This window comes from Streptomyces sp. NPDC002870 (assembly GCF_042888505.1).
Classification (GTDB): domain Bacteria; phylum Actinomycetota; class Actinomycetes; order Streptomycetales; family Streptomycetaceae; genus Streptomyces.
The window spans coordinates 15,658-32,936 of sequence record NZ_JBIAPW010000007.1; the positions used below are offsets into that span (position 1 = coordinate 15,658).

Sequence of the window (17,279 nt, forward strand, 5' to 3'; positions counted from 1 at the left end):
ACATCGTGAGCCCACAGCTGGACCACTGGCCGCGATCACGCGGGACTGTTCCAAGCACTCTGATACTGAGGCGACGACATGACTCTCTCTGCTTACGAACAACGGGAGTGGGACCGACTCCAGAAGCGAAAGGCGGAGTCCCTCAACAAGCAGTCGAGGAACCTCCTTCCGCAGCAGGCCCGGGACCGACTCGCTTCGCTCGGCCAGAAGGCGATGAGCACCCCGGGCGCCGACAAAGTGGCTGCCGCCTACGGCGGAGCCGCAAAGGGTCTCGGCAGAGTTGTGGGAGACACCGCAGGCCGGACAGTGAGCAGGAAACGTGTCGTTGAGCAGTATCGACGTACCGGACACGAGATCGCCGGGTTGCACGAGATCCGTGAGCTCGACCTGCGGGTCGTCGATGAGGTCGCGAGGCACAACTTGGTTCGGTACGGCCACGCGCTCTCGGCAGCGGCAACCGGTCTCGGATCCGCTGCGGCCGTGACGGGCGGAGAGGTGCTCGCCAGCGCCGGAACAGTCGCCGGCGCGGGCGCGGGTGCCGCACCCGGACTCGGGACCGTAGCTGGGGCGATGCTCGCTGACACCGCGATGATGCTCGCCCTGGCCACGCGAACGGTCGCCTCCACAGCTCTCTCCTACGGCTACTGCCCGAGCGATCCCGAAGAAGAAATCTTCGTGATGTCCGTGATCGCTCTCGGAATGGCCACCGGCACATCGGCGAAGACGGCCGCGTACCGCGAACTGTCTCAACTCACCCAGTTGCTGGCGAGGAACGCTCCTTGGGCCAAGTTGAACGAGAAGGTTCTCACCAAGATCGCCCAGGCCTTCGCAGCACAGTTCACGCAGCAGCTGACGAAGAAGAAGCTCGGACAGTTCGTGCCCATCGCTGGCATGGCTGTCGGTGCAGGCCTGAGTTACAGGCACATCGATCGCATCGCTGTTTCGGCACGCGACGCGTATCGTGAACGCTTCCTGATCGACAAGTCGGGCGGCGACCTGACCGGTAACCCGAACTACGGCGCCGCCGACCCCGCGCAGGACGATGACGCGATCGGCGTGATTGAACTGCTCCGGGAGGAGGATGCTCTGCCGACGTCTGCCCCGTCCGACTCCGAGGACCAGCCGGACAACTGAGCTCGGCGAAGTACCGCAGTGATACCGCAGGAGAACCGTTAGAGACCCCAGGGAGCGTTGAGGGCATGAACAGTGAGACCGCTACCCGACCGCGTCCCCCGGCCCACCAGGCCCACAGGCACTTCGCGATGGGGTTCAGCTCCACCCCGCGCGACGCGCGTCTTGCCGGGCAGCGGCTCGACGCGTAGGGCATCCCCTACGACTGCGACACGCACCGCGCGCTGACGCTGATCGTCGCCGAGCTCGCCGCCAACGCCATCCGGCACGGCCGGGTCCCCGGCCGCGACTTCCACCTCTCGTTGGCCTGCGACGCCACGACCGTACGGATGGAGGTCACCGACACCCGCACCGAAGGCGTACCGGTCGTAGCGAGGCCCACGGACCTCCGCGACGGCGGCCGCAGTCTGCTCCTGGTGGAGCACCTCGCCGACCGCTGGGACTGGCACCCGCGCCGGGACGGCCCCGGCAAGACGGTCTGGGCGGAGTACGTCCTGCCGGCGGGAGGCTGACCGGCCGCCACCGGCCGCCGCACCCTCCCGCCCGTCGTCCACCGCCGCGCCCAAGTCCTGTCGCAGCGCGAACGCTGGACGGCAGATCGACGCAGCGGTCACACTTGACCCCTGACCGTGACTGTTCATCACGCACACCGGGGGCAAGGTGCCGCAGGAGGCGATCTCCGACCGTTACGAACTCCTGGAGGAGCTCAGCCACGGCGGCATGGGCGACGTGTGGCGCGGCTACGACGCCGTGCTCGACCGGCCCGTCGCGGTGAAGCTCATCCGGCAGGCGTCGGTCACCTCCCCGCAGCTGGCCGAGGAGTTCGCCAAGCGCTTCCGCCGCGAGGCGCGCATCACCGCGCGCATCCAGCACCCCGGCGTGCCGCAGGTGTACGACGCGGTGCTCGACGCGTCGTACGAGCGTCTGTTCCTGGTGATGGAGCTCGTCGACGGCGTACCGCTGTCCGCCTACCTCGACCCCGGCCGGCCGCTGCCGGTCAGCTGGGCGGCCGCCGTCGCCGCGCAGATCGCGACCGTGCTGTCGTACGCGCACGACGTGCCGGTGATCCACCGGGACCTCAAGCCGGGCAACATCCTCGTCGCACGCGACGGCACCGTGAAGGTGCTCGACTTCGGTATCGCGGCGATTCTGCGCACCGACGTCACCAAGCTGACCGCCACCGGCAGCCCCATCGGCACCCACCAGTACATGTCGCCCGAGCAGGTCCGCGGCGGACGCATCACCCCGCAGACCGATCTGTACGCGCTGGGCTGTGTGCTGCACGAACTCCTCAGCGGGCGCCTCGTGTTCGAGGCGGAGAGCGAGTACCTGCTGATGTACCAGCACGTCAACGCCGCCCCCACCCCCCTGCGGCAGTTGCGGCCCGACGTCCCCGAGGCGTTGGAGGAGCTGGTCCTGCACCTGCTGCGCAAGGCGCCCGAGGCGCGGCCCGCCGACACGCAGGAGGTGTACGCGCGGCTGCTGCCGTTCCTCCCGCCGCCAGGCGGAGAACCCGGCACGGCCGATGCCGGGCCGGCCAGCGCACCCGACCCGACGGGCGTGTTCCGTCGCCCTTTCGCGCCCCGCGCCCGCGCCCAGGCGCCTGCACTCGGTGGTTCGACGCCGACAGCCGTCCTCCCGGGGGCCCAGCCGGTGCCCGTCCCCGCCCAGCTGCGCGAGGACATCAAAGAGGCGTACGCCCACTCCGACGCCCTTCTGGAGGAGGAGCGGTTCGCGCAGGCCGCCGAGGTGCTCGGCGAGGTCATCGAACCTGCGGCCCTCGCCCTCGGCTCCGAGAGCAAGCCGGTGTTGGCGCTGCGCCGCCAGCGAGCAGCGATCCGCCTCCTCGGGGGCGACTACCGGGCCGCCCTGCCCGAGTTCGACGCTCTCGCCGACGCGTACGCCCGCATCGCCGGACCCACCGCCGAGCAGGCCCGCGCCTGCCGCGCCCAGGCGGCCCGGTGCCGCGCCGAACTCGGCCAGGTCACCGACGCGCTCGCCGCACTCCAGGGCGTGCTGAACGTCGTACGGGCCGTCGACAGCGACGTGAGCGAGGAAGCCGTGGAGCTACGGCACAACATCGGGATGCTGCTGCTCGCCCAGGGCCGGACCGCCGAAGCCCGGCAGGTCCTCGAACCGCTCCATCAGGACATGTGCATGGTGTTCGGCCCCGACGACGAGATGACCGTCGAGATCGCCGAGGCGCTGGCCCTGATCCACCTCGACCTCGACGGCGACGCCGCCGGGTAACCCCCTCGTACACCTCGCAGGCACTCGTAGCCACTCCCAGCCACGGGACGCACGCAACGCACACGCAGAACGGGACACCATGCCACACCTCGCCTTCGATATCGGGTTCTGCGCCCAGCTCGGTAAACTCCAGGGCACCGACAAGCAGGGGGTCTTCGACGCCTGGGAGAAGTTCGAACGCCTCACCCTCGACCAGCTCTTCAAGGACCCCGGCCTGAATCTGGAGTCACTGAAGCAGGCCAAGGATTCACACATCCGCACCATCCGGATCGCCCAGGGCACCCGCGGCGTCATCCTCGCCCCCGACAGTCGGCGACACCTTCGTACTGCTGCGCGTGATGCCGCACGACAAGGCGCCATCGCCTGGGCGATCAAACAGCGCGCCAGCATCAACACGGTCACCCGCGCCCTGGAGATCCGCGACATCGCCATGCTCGACGAACTGACGCCCGCGTATGAGCGGATCGCCGCCGCGGCCGACGAGCGGCTCTTCGCCAAGGTCTCCGACGGTGACCGGCCGCCCTCGGCATCGACGAGACCACCCTGCGCCAGGCCCGTGTCCTCACCAGCAAAGAGCAACTGGAGTCCTTCGCCCCCTACTTCCCGCAGGAACAGAGGGAAGTGGAGTACCTCGCCGAGGGCTTCACCGTGGAGGAGGTCTGGCGCGACCTGGTATCCGTCAACCTCTCGACCTCCGCGTCCGATCCGGTGGACACGACCGACTACCCGACCGCCATCCGCCACACCCGCATTCGCATTGCCCTCGTCACAGCCTCCGACGAACTGCGCGACATCCTCGACAGCCCGTTTGCCGCCTGGCGGGTCTACCTCCACCCCTCCCAGCACAAGGTCGCCTACCGGGCCAGCTACTCTGGACCGGCGCAGGTGACCGGCGGCCCGGCAAGACCGTCGTCGCCCTGCACCGCGTCAAGCAGCTGAAGTTCCTACGCGACGGCGACGGGACCCACACGACCCGCGTCCCCGTTCGACGGGCTGAGCAGCCACTGCCGCCCCCATGCTGCCGGGGTGCAGGATCCCCACCGTAGTGCTGGACATCGGCTTCATGCCGTGAATCTCCTCGTGCCGAGCCGACCTAGCAGGTCGATGGCGGCGCGGGCGTCGGGAACCTGATGGTCAGGTTGAGGTAAGTCTTGCGGCCAAGTCGTGGCACGGTCGATCCACACCGTGCGCAGCTCAGCGGCCTGCCCGCCGCCGATGTCATTCACCGCGCTGTCGCCGACCATCCAAGCCTGGCCGCCGTCGCGGAGGCCGCCGCACCGGCGTACCGCCTCGAGGAACATGGCCGGCTCCGGCTTGCGTGCTCCCGCCTCCTCCGAGATGCAGACCGCGTCCACTCGGTCCGCGATGCCTGTGACACGCAGCTTGGCTCACTGGATATCCGCCGCGCCGTTCGTCGCGATCCCGATCCGCCAGTCGGCGGCCGCAGCACCTCCAGGCCTGCCAGTACGTCGGGCGGACAGAGAACCGCAGCAGCGATATCCGTGCAGTATTGGTCCCACAAGACGGCGGTTGGTTCGCCCAGTTGGAACCGCCCGCGGATCGACTTGAACTGAGCGGGGGCAGCTCGTTCCGCCAGCAGATTCGTCAGCCATGCTTCGTCCTCCTGTCTGAGGCCGTAGCGGGCTCGGAAGGATGCGGCCCAGTGGACTAGCGCGAAATGCCGGTCCACCAAAGTGTTGTCCAGGTCGAAGAGCACCAGAGGCTTCACGCACTGAGCCTATGCCGGGGACAAGATGGCGGGCTTCGACGGGTGCCTCCATGAAGCGGTTGGAGCCGCGTCTCGCTCCTTATGTCCGCCTACAGCTGACGCCGGGTTGACGGCCCGTTCGCATTGACACCCTGCATCCGGGACGGTGCGCGAACACGTACAGCTTGAAGGGCAGGAATGCGTGAGCGATCGCGTGGTCCACTCGGGTGTTCCCGTACCGAGGGACGACAATGTCCGGCGCCTGAGCGCGACGTCGTCGTCTGCGCAGCTCAGACCTACCCGCGAACTGTTCCCGACATCCGGGTTAGCCAGTCACTGCTAGCTGGGATCTCGGTGTATAGGCCTCTACTTGTGAGAAAGTCAGTGTGCATGCTGGGCCGTTGGGAAACGCGGCGGTTTGCGTCGAAACGGAGCGGTGGTGGGGATGCGGACATACAGCGAACCCCAGGCGTGGAGGCAAGCTTCTGCGATCTTGCGATGTGTCGGTCTTCAGGCTGGCGGGGATCGCATTACCGTCGGCCTCTGGAAGGAAGGCAAGGTTCTTCCTTCGTCGTGTCAGAACGGCTGGGGATGTGCTCGATCAGCACAAGCCGGGAGCGTTGCGAAGCGGTCGACTCAGCCCGATCGAGCCCAAGGAGAGGTCGGCGTCGAAGTGGGGGGATGGGAATGAGCGGGGCGTCAGCATCGAAGGGGCAAGGCATTCGGGCATCGGCCGGCGTGCCGTTCGACGACGACATGCTCAGGCTGCAGTACATCCCCTGGGAAGGCTTGATCACAGCCCCGGAGTCGCTCTGTGCGGCTCACCAGTTCTTCTACGACCTTCCCGAAACCGCGGACCGGATCCCGGTGCCTGCTGAGCGGATGCGTCCGGCGCCGCCGTCTGCGGCGAGCATGATCCAGCACGGCCTTCCCAACGGCCTTTACATCTTTGAATCGCGTGCAAACGGCCGGGTCTCCGCGGGGCTTGCGTTGAGTGGTGGTGAGGCTCCCGCCGCCCCCCAACTCAAGCGGCTTCGTGACATCGATGACGGTCACCTGCTTCACCGGGCCTTCCTTCTCTACCAGGAGTGGTGCGCCGCCGACCCCGACGAGACCACGCCCGCCTTCGCCCCCGGCGACCTCGTCCGTCTGCCGAGCCGCGGTGACACCCACACCGTGGTGAAGATCAGGCTGGCGCGGGACGGGGGAGTCCAGTACGTGCTTCAGGACGCGGCCGGGCGCCGCATCAGGGCCTTCGAAGAGGACCTCGAGGCGATTCCGCCCAGTGCCGAGGACCCCGAGGACTGGATCCTGCGCGCACCCGCCTCTGCCGACTGGACGGCGCTCGCGCTTACGCTCGCCAAACTGAGCACGCCGCTCACCGACATCGTCTATTCGTTCCAGTCGAGCCGGACGGTATTTCGGCCGTACCAGTTCCGGCCTGTGCTCAAGCTGATGAGTTCGGACCGCCAGCGGCTGCTGATCGCGGACGAAGTCGGTCTCGGCAAGACCATCGAAGCCGGCTTGATCTGGAACGAGCTGGAGCAGCGCACCCACCTGCGGCGCACACCTGAACGGCGTGGCGGCACCCACTTCCGGGGACTGGTCGTCTGCCCCGCAGCACTCGTCACCAAGTGGCAGGACGAGATGCGAGAACGCTTCGACCGGCGCCTGCGTGTGCTTGACAAAGAGGGCATGGCGGAGCTGGTAGAGCTGTTCCGTAGCGGAAACAGCGACGAGCCGTTCGCCGGAGTGGTTTCCCTGGAGCGACTCCGTCGCGCCGCTCAGCTCGCAGACCTCGCGGAGCTCCAGCCCCGGTTCGATCTCGTGATTGTGGACGAGGCGCACTACCTGCGCAACGCGAGCAGCCGGAGCCACGCCGCAGCGACTCTACTGGCCGACTGGGCCGACGCTCTGATCTTCCTCTCCGCGACCCCGCTCAACCTCGGTAATCAGGACCTTTACAACCTCGTACATCTCCTCGACGAGACTTCATTCCCCGATCCAAAGGTCTTCGAGGGCCAACTCGAACCCAATCGTCACCTCAACGCGGTGGCCGTAAGCCTCGCCGAGGGCGTCGCGGGTACTCCGGGCGGCACCAGTACCCTGTGCTCGGTCCTCGAACGGGTCCGAGGTTCCGCCTTCGGTCGGCTCACGGCCGCCCGGCCGGAGTTCGGCCGCCTCATGGATATCCTGGACACGGACGCGCCGCTGCCTCCTCAAGGGCTGGCCGAGGCCCGGAGGTGCATAGCCGAACTCAACGCCCTCGCCGGAGTTGTCAACCGCACCCGCAAGGTCGATACACCGGACCGCAAGGCTGTGCGCCAGGCCGAGGACATCGCAGTCCGCTGGACGGCCCAGGAACGCACCTTCTACGACGACCTGCACGCCTGGTGCCTCGATCGGGCGGCCCGCAGCGGCACCGCCGCTGGGTTCGCCGCGCAGATGTGGCTGCGGCAGTCAGCCAGTTGCATCCCCGCCATGCAGCAGCGGCTGCGGGAACGCTTCTCGGCTCTGTCGGTCGATGGCACCGCCGCAGCGGAGCTGCTCTACGAAGCGGAGGTCGTTGACGACGACACCGAGGACACACCGACCGACGGCAACCTCGGACCGGGAGCAGCGTCGGAGAAGCTCGCCCGCGAGTTGGCGGACCAGGCAGGCGACCTGTCAGCTCTGCCCTCGTTACTCCGGCCGCTCCCCATGGACACCAAATTCGAGCGCTTCGCCGAAATGCTGCGCGGTGCCCGCGCCAAGGGCCTGCGTCAGGCGATGGTCTTCTCCTTCTTCACCCGTACCTTGGAGTACCTGGAGGACCGGCTGACACCGGAGTTCAAGGTCCGGGTGATGCACGGCAAGGTGCCTCCGCCTGAGCGCGTGCGTATCATGCAGGGCTTTCGCAGAGGCGCATTCGACTTGCTGCTGGTGAGCGAAGTAGGCAGCGAAGGCCTGGACTTCGAGTTCTGCAACGTCCTGGTCAACTACGACCTGCCCTGGAACCCCATGCGGGTCGAGCAGCGCATCGGACGGCTCGATCGGTTCGGCCAGCAGCACGAGAAGATCTTCATCTTCAACATGCAGGTTCCCGGCACCATCGAGACCGACATCTTCCAGCGTCTCTACACCCGCATTGGGGTCTTCCGTGACTCCATCGGAGAACTCGAACCGATCCTTCGCGGGCGCCTTAAGGAACTCCACCGCATCGTTCTGGACCCCCGTCTCTCTCCGGATGAGCGGCGCCGCCAGGTCGACCGTATAGAAGTCGCCCGAGCGGACCGCGATAAGGACCTGCAGACCCTGAACGCGGCCCAGGAGCTTCTCACCGGTCTGGACGGCCTGCTCATCGAGGGCTTCGACGAGTCCAGTCCGGGCAGGGGCCGTTACCTGGGCCCGAAGGAGATCCGCGGGCTCGTCGAGCGCTTCCTCGAGGAAAGCGGACACGGCAGCCTGCATCGGGTCCCTGGCAACGATGACCTGGTGGACATCACCGGCAGCAAGGAACTGCTCCAAGTGATGTACGGGGCGATGGATGCCGGTGCCTTCTCCCAACCCCGTGACGACTTGTTGGCCAGGCTCAGGGGCGGCGGACCGATGCGTGCATGCTTCACCGCAAGCACCTCCTCAGAAACTGCACTTCCGCTGCTCAGCGTCCGCCATCCGCTGGTACGCACCGCCCAGTGGTGGTTCGAAGAGCATGGCGAGCTGCTCCGCCGGTACGGCCGCGTACGGCTGCCCGGCCTGCCGCCGAGCTCCCGCTATCTGGTGGAGGTCCGCCTGGCCCGTACAGACGGCACTCGTTCGCGCCGCGAGCTGTGGACCACCGCGGTCGACACCGAGACCCTGCGGGAGGTCCCCGAGGTCGGAACCGCCCTGCTCACCTCCCTTGCCCATGGCGACTTCACTGACCCGCAGGGACCACTGCCCGTAGAAGTCACCTCGTTGCTCGCCGAGGCGTTGGAAGAGGTGCAGGACTTGGCGGCCGTGCAGGAGCGCACGACCAAGCGGTCCTACGAGGCAGAGAACGCCCGACTTGCCGAGGGGCGGCGTGCCACCGTGCGCGGCACGTTCCGGTTGAAGATCGAGCAGGCGCGCCGTCTCGCCCTCGAGGTGGATCACACTTCGATCAGCAGACTTCACGAAAGCCGGGTCAATCACTTGGAAACCCGGCGAGACGCACTCCTCGCTCAGATGGATCGTGACTCCCGCTTCAGCCTCTCCACGGAAACGGTCGCGCTGGTCCTGGTCGAGGGCGACTGACCGGACCCCAGTCCGGTGGCCAGGCCAGCACGGTTGCCGGTGGACACCGCCCGTCTCACTCCCAGGGGTGGGAATGGAGGTCGGTGAAGGATCTCGGTTGCGGAACTTTGTCACCGGTCCGCAGCCGGGTCAGGCTGATCGCGCCGTGCTCTCCGGCCCGCAGCACGGGCCACCTCTCCACCCTGAACTTCAAAGGCCGGAGAGTGGCGTCCCTGACGACCATTTCACCAGAGATCCGCAGCTCGAAGGAGAAGAGCGTGCGCGGGTGGAGTTCGATGGGCAGATACGGCTGAACAGTGCCGTCCACGGAGAAGTCCATTGGGTCCCCGTCCACCGACACGGCCCGAAGCCGTGCTTTCGTGACCCGCCTGACCTCTGGTATCCCGCTCCAACGGTGGGCCAGATTCCGCTCCCGGCGCATCACCTGGTCCCAGGAATAGAGGGGCTCGAAAGCGGGATAGAGCAGTTCGCAACGCTGGGTCACGTCGGAGTCCTCCCACTGCAGCAGCAGGTCGAAGCCGGGCCTCGGTAGGTTGAGCCGGTGGTAGTTCTGGACCACCAGCCCGGTCACGACCGACTGTTCTGGTGTCTCAAGCGATCTGTCGAATCCCACTTGAGCATGAGGGAACACCTCTTCGAAGGCCTGCCGTACCAACGGCACCTGGGACATGCCGCCAGCTAGCAGCACGTGCCGCACGTCCGACGCCAGATCCCGAAGCCTCATGCGCGCCAGTCTCTCGATGTCGGGCGTTGTGCGTCTGCGCATTCGGGCTTCGCAAAAGGCGGCTCTGACGTGTTCCAGCGCCTCGTTCAACTGGGGCCGGAACGCGTCCTCTAACCGCCGTCGGGTGTAAGTGAGCAACGGTAGATCTGTGAAACCACCGCCAAGCGGAACTGCCTGTTCTTCGTAGCGGGTGTCGGAAAGCAGGACCTTGAGCCGTCGGGCGGCCGCCACGAGCAGTGACCTGATAGTGGATGGATCGGGCATCCGGTCGACCTCCACACCGAGAGCTTCCAGATCCCTTTCGAGGTCCTGTGCGATCCGCCGGTCCAGCGTGTCGCCAGCCTTGGCAACACCCCGTGCTGACAGCACGGTGAGCTCCGGGGCGCCGTCCTGGAGCGACTCGGTGACCTCGACCACCGCGATGTCAAGGGTGCCGCCGCCGAAGTCGAAGACCAGCGTGGTTCCATCGGGCCGGTCTTCGCCAAGGTCCCAGAAGAGACCCTCGGACCAGGCAAGGCCGGCGGCGATCGGCTCGTCGACGATGTCGGCGACGGAAACCGGAATGCCGGCAGCCTTGGCCAGCCCGGAAAGTCGTCTGCGCCGCGGGCCGTCCCAGATGGCGGGGCAGGCGAGGCGGAACACGGCGTCGTCCGTCTCGGCTCCATTGGCCTTGGCTCGCAGCGCCACGTGCTTCAGCATCTGCCCGATCAAGAAGTCCGCCGTGAACCGCATGCTACGGGCCGTGCCCTCGACCGGCAGCGCATCGGGTGACGTGTTGAAGGTGATGCACTGTTTCACCGATCGCAGCGCCGACGGTCCCGCCGCCGCCTCTGCTCCTTCGCCGAAGAGGAGGTCGCCGGAGGCGGAAACGGCTATCACGCTCGGCATCCAGGCCGTACCGCGACCGATCGGCACGTTCTCCGGTAGGCCACCAGGGAGCCGCTGGCTCACCAAGGTGGTCGCGGTACCGAAGTCGATACCGATCAGGGGCTTGTCGTTCTGCAACGATGTCCTCCAAGGACGCGAGCTGCCCGGGACGTGAGGATCCGCGCAGCGGAATGACGACCCTGCCTACTGCTCGGCCTGGCGAACGACAACAGGTTCGAGCACGACATGATCGGAGTCGTCGCCCCCCTGCCAGACGAAGCCAGGACGCTCCACCACCACCCTCGCGGACGGCCCACCCGGCGCCCGGTGCCTCACCGGGTCGTAATCCACCTCTTCCCTGGGTGACCCGATGTCCAACACGCCGACCGCTGCCGCGCGCGCCAGAACCCTTCGGTACAGAGCGCTTGCTGCTCCTGATTCGTCATCCTCGTGCACTGCCTGGTCAGCGACTTCTCCGAGTACCGCGGCCAGCACCCTTAAGGTGTCGATCCTGGCTTGCCGCAACTGTGCCTGCGACGCTCCGCGCACAGCCTTCCGGGCTTGGCGGAGTTCGTTGTCCCGTCGCTGGCCCTGGAGCGTCAGTGCCTCGACGCGCTGAGTTGCCGCTGCGAGATCTCGCTGGGTCGTCTCCCATTTGGCCTCTGTGGCCTGGATGTGCCCCTCGGATGCAGCTAGTTGCTTGTCGCGATCAGCCAACTTGAGCCGCAACCGATTTGTCTCCGCTTCCGCGTCGGCGATTGCAGCCGAGGCGGAACGCTGGTCCCGCTTGTGCTGGGCCCGAGCAGCCTCGGCGCTGGTTCGCTCCGTTTCGAGCAACTTGGTCAGGGTGGCGATCTCGGCGAGCAGGTCCTGCGCGGGCTGCTTCGCCTCTGACAGCCTGTCCGGTACGTCCTCCACAGCGGGTTCGGTCGTGATTGCGGCAACCGGAGAGGCAAAGACGTCGTCGGCCTGCTCCCGGCCCGCGCGGACGGTCTCTCTGACAGCCCCCGAAGGCACATCGGATGCGGCCGTGGCCTCGCCAGGTTCGCCCGCCTTGATGCTTTCGGCTGCTCTGGCTGCTTCGGCTCGGATCTCGATGGGAATGGCCGGATATCCGGCGACGAGCTCGCCCCATTCATGCACTGGTCCGTGCGACAGCTTCCGCAGCTCGGCGTAAGCCAGCAGTTTGCAGGCCCGAGTTGCCATTTCCTCGGCGAATTCCAGCCACAGGCCGTCGTCTTCGCTGGGCCGCCTGAGCAGGGCGCTACGCAGAAGGTTCGGAGCCCTGTCCAGGAGTGGGCGCAACTGCTCCACCGAGATCGGAGCATCCCCCGAGCCGGAGCTCGGAGACACTGCCTGTTCGAAGCACTCCATGAGCGAATGTCCGCAGGCCCAGGCGTTCTTGCCGCTGAGGGCCTTCGCTGCCGTGTCCGCGGCGCGACTCGGAGCAGGCATCGCCACGAGCGGCACGAGCAACGGCAACAAAGGGAGGGAAGAAGGGGGCCCGGCTTCCCGGCTCACGGGCCCGCTGGGCTCAGGCTCAGTCCCTGGGAGGATGATGCGGCGCCGTGCCCGTGACACTTCGGTGATGTGTCTGACTGCAACAGCGCGGACCTCTTCGGGAACGCGCTCGGGGTGGGGCTCCGCCCACTCCTGCGGCCACTCGGCGACGGGTACGTCGAGTGCGTGGGCCGCCAGCAGCTCGTATGGTGAGAGCTCGTCCAGCCTGGCGGACACGATGGGAAGCAGCCTCTTCTTGGCTGCGGCTGTGACGGTTCGCGGAGGGCCTGCCAGCTGCCGAAGCGCCTCCGACGCAGACAGTCGGAGGCCGGACTTGCGACGTGCTATGTCGTCCCCGTGGTCCCACCTGAGAGGGCCTCTCTTCGGCCCCACAACGCGGGGATGGGCCAGGAGTAGTTGGCGCATTTCGCTCCACCGCTCGGTCGGCACGTGTGCCCCGAGGCCCAGAGCCTCCGCCAGTTTCCGAAGTCCGCTTATGGTAGTTGGCTCCCGCAATTCATGGAGCAGCTGCGCGAGCACTTCAACGGGATTGTTGTCGAACTCACTTTGGAGCGCTGTAAGGTTGGCGGCTGCTCGGTACCGGACCGAACCCGGCACGAGAGTGACTACAGACTCCGGCACGGTCAGCCGTTCGGTGTCGCCTCCAGTCCACTCGACGACGACTCCCCTTTCGTCCAGCGCGCGAACAGTTCCGATACGGCCTACGGCGGTGCTGGGGTCGCGTTGCTCTACCAGGGATCCGATCTCCACAGCAGAAAATCCTATCGGTGTCGAGCCAGGACTCAGGGTCCCTGCCTCGATCGTCTATGAGCCTTCGTCAGTTTGATGGTGGGGTCCGTGGAGTGCGGCTGCGGACCAGGGCATGCACATCTGCGATGCAGGAGCCGAGAGTGCAGCCATGTGTGGTCAGTCGGCGGCGTCGCCACAGTCTGCGTCGGTGTTGGCTTGTGTCCATCCAGGTGGATTCTCTCTTGCCTCGTCGAGGAAGCGATCGACGTCGAAGCGGTGCTCGGTTAGCCGCCACATGGCCGTCTCCAGATGATGTTCATCGAACAGACCTCGGTACCAGGGGAGTAGCACGTACGCCTCCACGCTGACGTCCAGTCGGTCGTGCTCCCAAAGCGTCGTGAAACCGTCCGACGCGTCGTGTCCGCGAAGGAGCTGTCGAGCGGCCGCCACGCCACCGAGTCCGCCCAGCATCTGCGCGAACCTCGTCGCGTTGTAGCCGATCTCGCGCTTGAGGCGGTCGACGCCGGCAACCATGTCTGTGTGAAACCTGCGCTCCGCTTCCGTTGACATCTTGGCTCTCTCTCAGTCATGCCGGATCTTTGGAGGGGGGCGACTGGCGTCGTCGCCGATAGGCGTCGTCGTCCACACAGCTGTCAGGCGATCGGATCCAGCGACCTGAGTACCGCGAGCAACCCCCGGACGGGCGTGAGTTCCTCGTCGGGGATTGGGTCGGGGCTGAAGTGCATGAGCTTGTTGCGGAATGCAGAGCACGTTCGCAACGAAGGCAGAACGAGCCCTTGGTAAGCATCCCATTTCAGGGCGCCCCAATGAGCCTCGGGCTCAAGGACGTGTGAGTACTCACCGAGAGTCAGATCGTCGGCCGCATGCACCTTCTTCTGCCGGTGTGGCAGCAGCCTGGATCGGATGGCGTCGAGAGTGAGGGTTCCTCGCTCCAGCGCCTGATTGAGTAGGCGCCGCAGCCGCTGCTCCAGCTCTTCCAGCAGAACGAAGGGCTCGACGCGGGCGCCGAACTGGTTGGTGAGATCCGCCGTTGTGACGATGCCTGTGATCTTGTGCTGGTCATCGCGTATGAAGGCATATCCGTGTTTGTGGATCTGAGGGATCCAGTCGAGCAGCTCAGCCTGGCTGTGAATGTCCAGCGGCTGGACGATGACGTCAGACAGGCTCAGGGAGTTCCCGGACATACGAGCCTTGCCTATCGACTCCCAGGTGATCGCACCGCTCAGCCGACCATCCCCATCCAAAACTGGTAGTTGCGAGAAGTCGTGAAATACCATCTTGGTGATCGCCAGCCGCAGCGTGTCCTCGGGGCGCACGGATACCACTTGGCAGTCCGCCGAAGCGACATGGGCGATGCGGTAGGTAAGCGGGGCCTGCTCGGCTGCCTCATCCGGCACATCGCGGGCGGTGAGCAACGGCTGGCCGGGACCTGGCTCTGCTCCCACGCGAAGGAGCGCTACCTGACTGTCGAAACCGACTTGGGTGATCGGCGGAGCCGCCGTGAGGCCTTTCTCGCCCAGTTTCGCCTCAATCTGGTCGATGACGGTGGATCCGCGGCGCGTCGCGCCCCACGCGCTCAGCAAGTTCCGCACAGTGATCGTCAAAGGCGCATCAGCCGGGGCATCGACGGCTGCCTCCAGCAATTTGACCGAGGAGGCGAATGTGGGGCTGTCTGGAGCGGTGTTGCCGGGGCCGGGGTCCGCCCCGCTGTCGAGCAGGGCGGCGACGCGGTTGGCGGCGTCGTACCGGCGGAGCTCGAAGATCGTGAGAAGCGAACCCATACTGTCGAGCAGGTCCTGTTGCACCGCGTTGCGGTCCAGGTCCGTCCGCACCCAGTTGACAGACCGAGTGTGCTGCAAGCCCGGGTCGGCGTTGGGGACGAACTCGTAAATGCCCGCGATGCGCCCCAGCGCTAGACGCCGTGAGCGGCGCGGAAGGACGACCAGGTCACCCGCCGACATGTCATGACGGAAGCGCCACAGCTGCCCCGCCCAGTTGCCGATTACTCGTGGGCTGTAGCCCGCGTACGTCTTCTCCAACGCAGCGCGAAGGGCTTCGCGGCCGGCCGCTGCTGTGATGTCTCCGAGTTCGGGCCATCCGGCGGCGACGATGCCCTGACTCAGCTCCGGCCCCTCACGCTCGCCGTCGCTGCCAGCCCTGACGACCCATGCGCGCATCTTCAGCCCCCAGCCCCATGCGTCAGCCTTTCCGGATCGTATCCAATGAAAGGGTCTCTCGTGGTGCGGCGAGCGGATCCGAGCAGAGGGCCCTCAGCCACAGCCTTGCTGCCGCCGGCGGACCGGTCCGTGGCCGCCGCGCATCGTGAGCCGAAGCTGCCATCCAGCGTGCAGGGCAGACCACGACTGGCGGCGCAGTGGCTACCCCATTGTCTAGGCAAGGCGGGCCGAAGCGTTGCCGCCGAACCGGGGCGGGTTATTGCCCGCTATCGCGCTTGTGATCGCCCGTGGCTGGCCTCGCCATTACAACGGGACGCGACGACGAGCTGGTGCCGGTACTGCCCGTCATTCGCGCCCACCTGGCCAGCGTCAAACTCGTGGCTGACGGTCGATCACCGGGCGTAACATCTGGGGTCATCCAGGCGGATGATTCCAAGATCGGACCAACCATGCCAGTGCTGACAGCCCTGCTCAGTGACGCCCAACTCAAGCTGTTGGACATCATGTCCGAGCCCTACATGGACAGCGGCGAGTGGCCCGTCTGGCACTACGTCGAGGCGGTGATGTACGACCGTGGCCACGATGCGCGGGCCGTTCTCAAGTCGCTGCCCGTCGCGGGGTCAACCAACATCGGGAGCCGTTCGTACGGTCTGGCGTGGTACGACCACAACCAGCTCGCCGATGACAGCCGCCCTGCGCTTACCGCCGCCGCTGGTTTGCACGTGCCCCGGCTCGAGCCCCTCTTCGAGGACAAGTTCATCAGCGTTCTGAAGTACTTGATTAGCTGCCAGCAGAAGGTCAAGCCGTCGCCGGACCGGGTTGAGCGGGCCTTTGTGACGCCCGACGATTTCAAGCGTAACTTCCCCACCACCACGTCTGAGTTCCGGGCGGCTCTGCCTGACATCCTCCAGCATGAGCCACTGCTGTGGCGCGGCATCAACCCCTCGGGCTCCCACCAAGACGGCTGGCGGTTCGAGCTTGGCCAGGAGCTCATGAAGCTCAAGGACGTGGACAACCTTGCCGCGTACGTCAGCCGGGTAGTCGAGATTGTGGAGGAGGAGCGGTCAGCTACTTTTCAGGAATACGGGCGATTGCGACGGGACCTCCTGCCTCCGCGTGATGACGAGCAACCGACCATCACACCGACCGTCACGCCGGTCATCACGACGCCGCTGTACGTCAACCAGGGCCTCATCACTGAGCTGGATCAGAAGCAGGGTCAGACCAAGTGGAGCCTGGACAAGCTGTTGCAGCTGCTGCGGGAGCTCAACGACTGCTATGCCGAGGACCGGCCGTTTGCCTGCCATGCGCTGGTGCGCGCCATTATCGACCATGTGCCGCCGATTCTCGGGTGCACCTCGTTCGAGGCGGCCGTGAGCAGCTACAAGTGGACTCGGACGGACAAGAAGTACATGACTCGGCTTCTGGACTTCAAGACTCAGGCGGACGACGTGCTGCACCGGCACATCCGCACCAGCAAAGACCCCATCTCGATGCACGACCTGGTGCCCCTCGGCTCGCACATGAACGCCCTACTCCGGGAGTGCGTCGACAAGCTCTAGTCGCCGGGATGGTCGGCAGTCGCCCGTCAGAGCGGCGGCCTGCCCCAGCCGCGGACTGGCCCAGCATGGTGAGCACAACGCTGGGCTAACCGTGCTCATCAGCCTTGATGGTCCGCCAAACACCCGGCTGGTCCAGGCCCCGTTGCCAGGCTCAACAGATGTCAGCCAAACGGCGCCACTCAACGTAATCATCACGCTACGCTCGCCTGGCGATAAAGCTGTAGAGCACGGGGGTGAGAACCATGAGCAGCGCAACTCCAGGTGGCCAGCCAGGTACGGGTAGCGGATCTCAATCAGGTACGCCCCCGCCGCCAGGCCCCGCTCCCGCCGCCGGG

At 66.4% G+C, this 17,279-nt stretch carries 11 protein-coding genes and 1 pseudogene; 7 read left to right on the forward strand and 5 right to left on the reverse strand.

Annotated elements, in window-relative coordinates:
- Window positions 1-78 precede the first annotated feature (78 nt).
- The 5 genes and pseudogenes from ACFYWY_RS11075 to ACFYWY_RS11095 form a co-directional block, all read left to right on the forward strand.
- Entirely contained in the window at window positions 79-1,134 is a 1,056-nt protein-coding gene (locus ACFYWY_RS11075; RefSeq protein ID WP_389183142.1) for an EcsC family protein, read from the forward strand.
- Between the two features lie 65 nt (window positions 1,135-1,199).
- On the forward strand, window positions 1,200-1,322 hold the full coding sequence (locus tag ACFYWY_RS11080; protein WP_389183145.1) for a hypothetical protein: 123 nt from the start codon (window positions 1,200-1,202) through the stop codon (window positions 1,320-1,322).
- Window positions 1,323-1,325: 3 nt separating this feature from the next.
- Window positions 1,326-1,643: an ATP-binding protein gene (locus ACFYWY_RS11085; protein WP_389183765.1), complete on the forward strand. Its 318-nt coding sequence runs from the start codon at window positions 1,326-1,328 to the stop codon at window positions 1,641-1,643.
- Window positions 1,644-1,791: 148 nt separating this feature from the next.
- Window positions 1,792-3,381: a protein kinase gene (locus ACFYWY_RS11090; RefSeq protein ID WP_389183148.1), complete on the forward strand. Its 1,590-nt coding sequence runs from the start codon at window positions 1,792-1,794 to the stop codon at window positions 3,379-3,381.
- A 79-nt stretch (window positions 3,382-3,460) separates the two neighbouring features.
- Window positions 3,461-4,340, forward strand: a pseudogene (locus ACFYWY_RS11095) (DNA helicase UvrD); the annotation flags it as partial.
- A gap of 102 nt (window positions 4,341-4,442) precedes the next feature.
- On the opposite strand, the gene ACFYWY_RS11100 reads toward ACFYWY_RS11095, so the two are convergent.
- The gene (locus ACFYWY_RS11100) at window positions 4,443-4,736 is read right to left on the reverse strand and encodes an HAD family hydrolase (RefSeq protein ID WP_389183151.1); all 294 of its coding nucleotides are present in this window, start codon (window positions 4,734-4,736) and stop codon (window positions 4,443-4,445) included.
- 1,091 nt (window positions 4,737-5,827) lie between these two features.
- Between ACFYWY_RS11100 and ACFYWY_RS11105 the strand changes: the two genes are divergently transcribed.
- Window positions 5,828-9,343 (forward strand): DEAD/DEAH box helicase, encoded by a 3,516-nt coding sequence (locus ACFYWY_RS11105; protein ID WP_389183154.1) that lies wholly within the window; start codon window positions 5,828-5,830, stop codon window positions 9,341-9,343.
- Between the two features lie 55 nt (window positions 9,344-9,398).
- Here the strand turns inward: ACFYWY_RS11105 and ACFYWY_RS11110 are convergent, their stop codons facing one another.
- The 4 genes from ACFYWY_RS11110 to ACFYWY_RS11125 all read right to left on the reverse strand — a co-directional run bounded on the left by ACFYWY_RS11110 (window position 9,399) and on the right by ACFYWY_RS11125 (window position 15,382).
- Entirely contained in the window at window positions 9,399-11,072 is a 1,674-nt protein-coding gene (locus ACFYWY_RS11110) for an Hsp70 family protein (protein WP_389183157.1), read from the reverse strand.
- 66 nt (window positions 11,073-11,138) lie between these two features.
- On the reverse strand, window positions 11,139-13,205 hold the full coding sequence (locus tag ACFYWY_RS11115) for a hypothetical protein (RefSeq protein ID WP_389183160.1): 2,067 nt from the start codon (window positions 13,203-13,205) through the stop codon (window positions 11,139-11,141).
- A 156-nt stretch (window positions 13,206-13,361) separates the two neighbouring features.
- Entirely contained in the window at window positions 13,362-13,754 is a 393-nt protein-coding gene (locus tag ACFYWY_RS11120) for a hypothetical protein (RefSeq protein ID WP_389183163.1), read from the reverse strand.
- A gap of 83 nt (window positions 13,755-13,837) precedes the next feature.
- Window positions 13,838-15,382 (reverse strand): CBS domain-containing protein, encoded by a 1,545-nt coding sequence (locus ACFYWY_RS11125; protein ID WP_389183166.1) that lies wholly within the window; start codon window positions 15,380-15,382, stop codon window positions 13,838-13,840.
- A gap of 287 nt (window positions 15,383-15,669) precedes the next feature.
- Between ACFYWY_RS11125 and ACFYWY_RS11130 the strand changes: the two genes are divergently transcribed.
- Window positions 15,670-16,944, forward strand: a complete 1,275-nt coding sequence (locus ACFYWY_RS11130; RefSeq protein WP_389183169.1) for a hypothetical protein — start codon at window positions 15,670-15,672, stop codon at window positions 16,942-16,944.
- Window positions 16,945-17,279 lie beyond the last annotated feature (335 nt).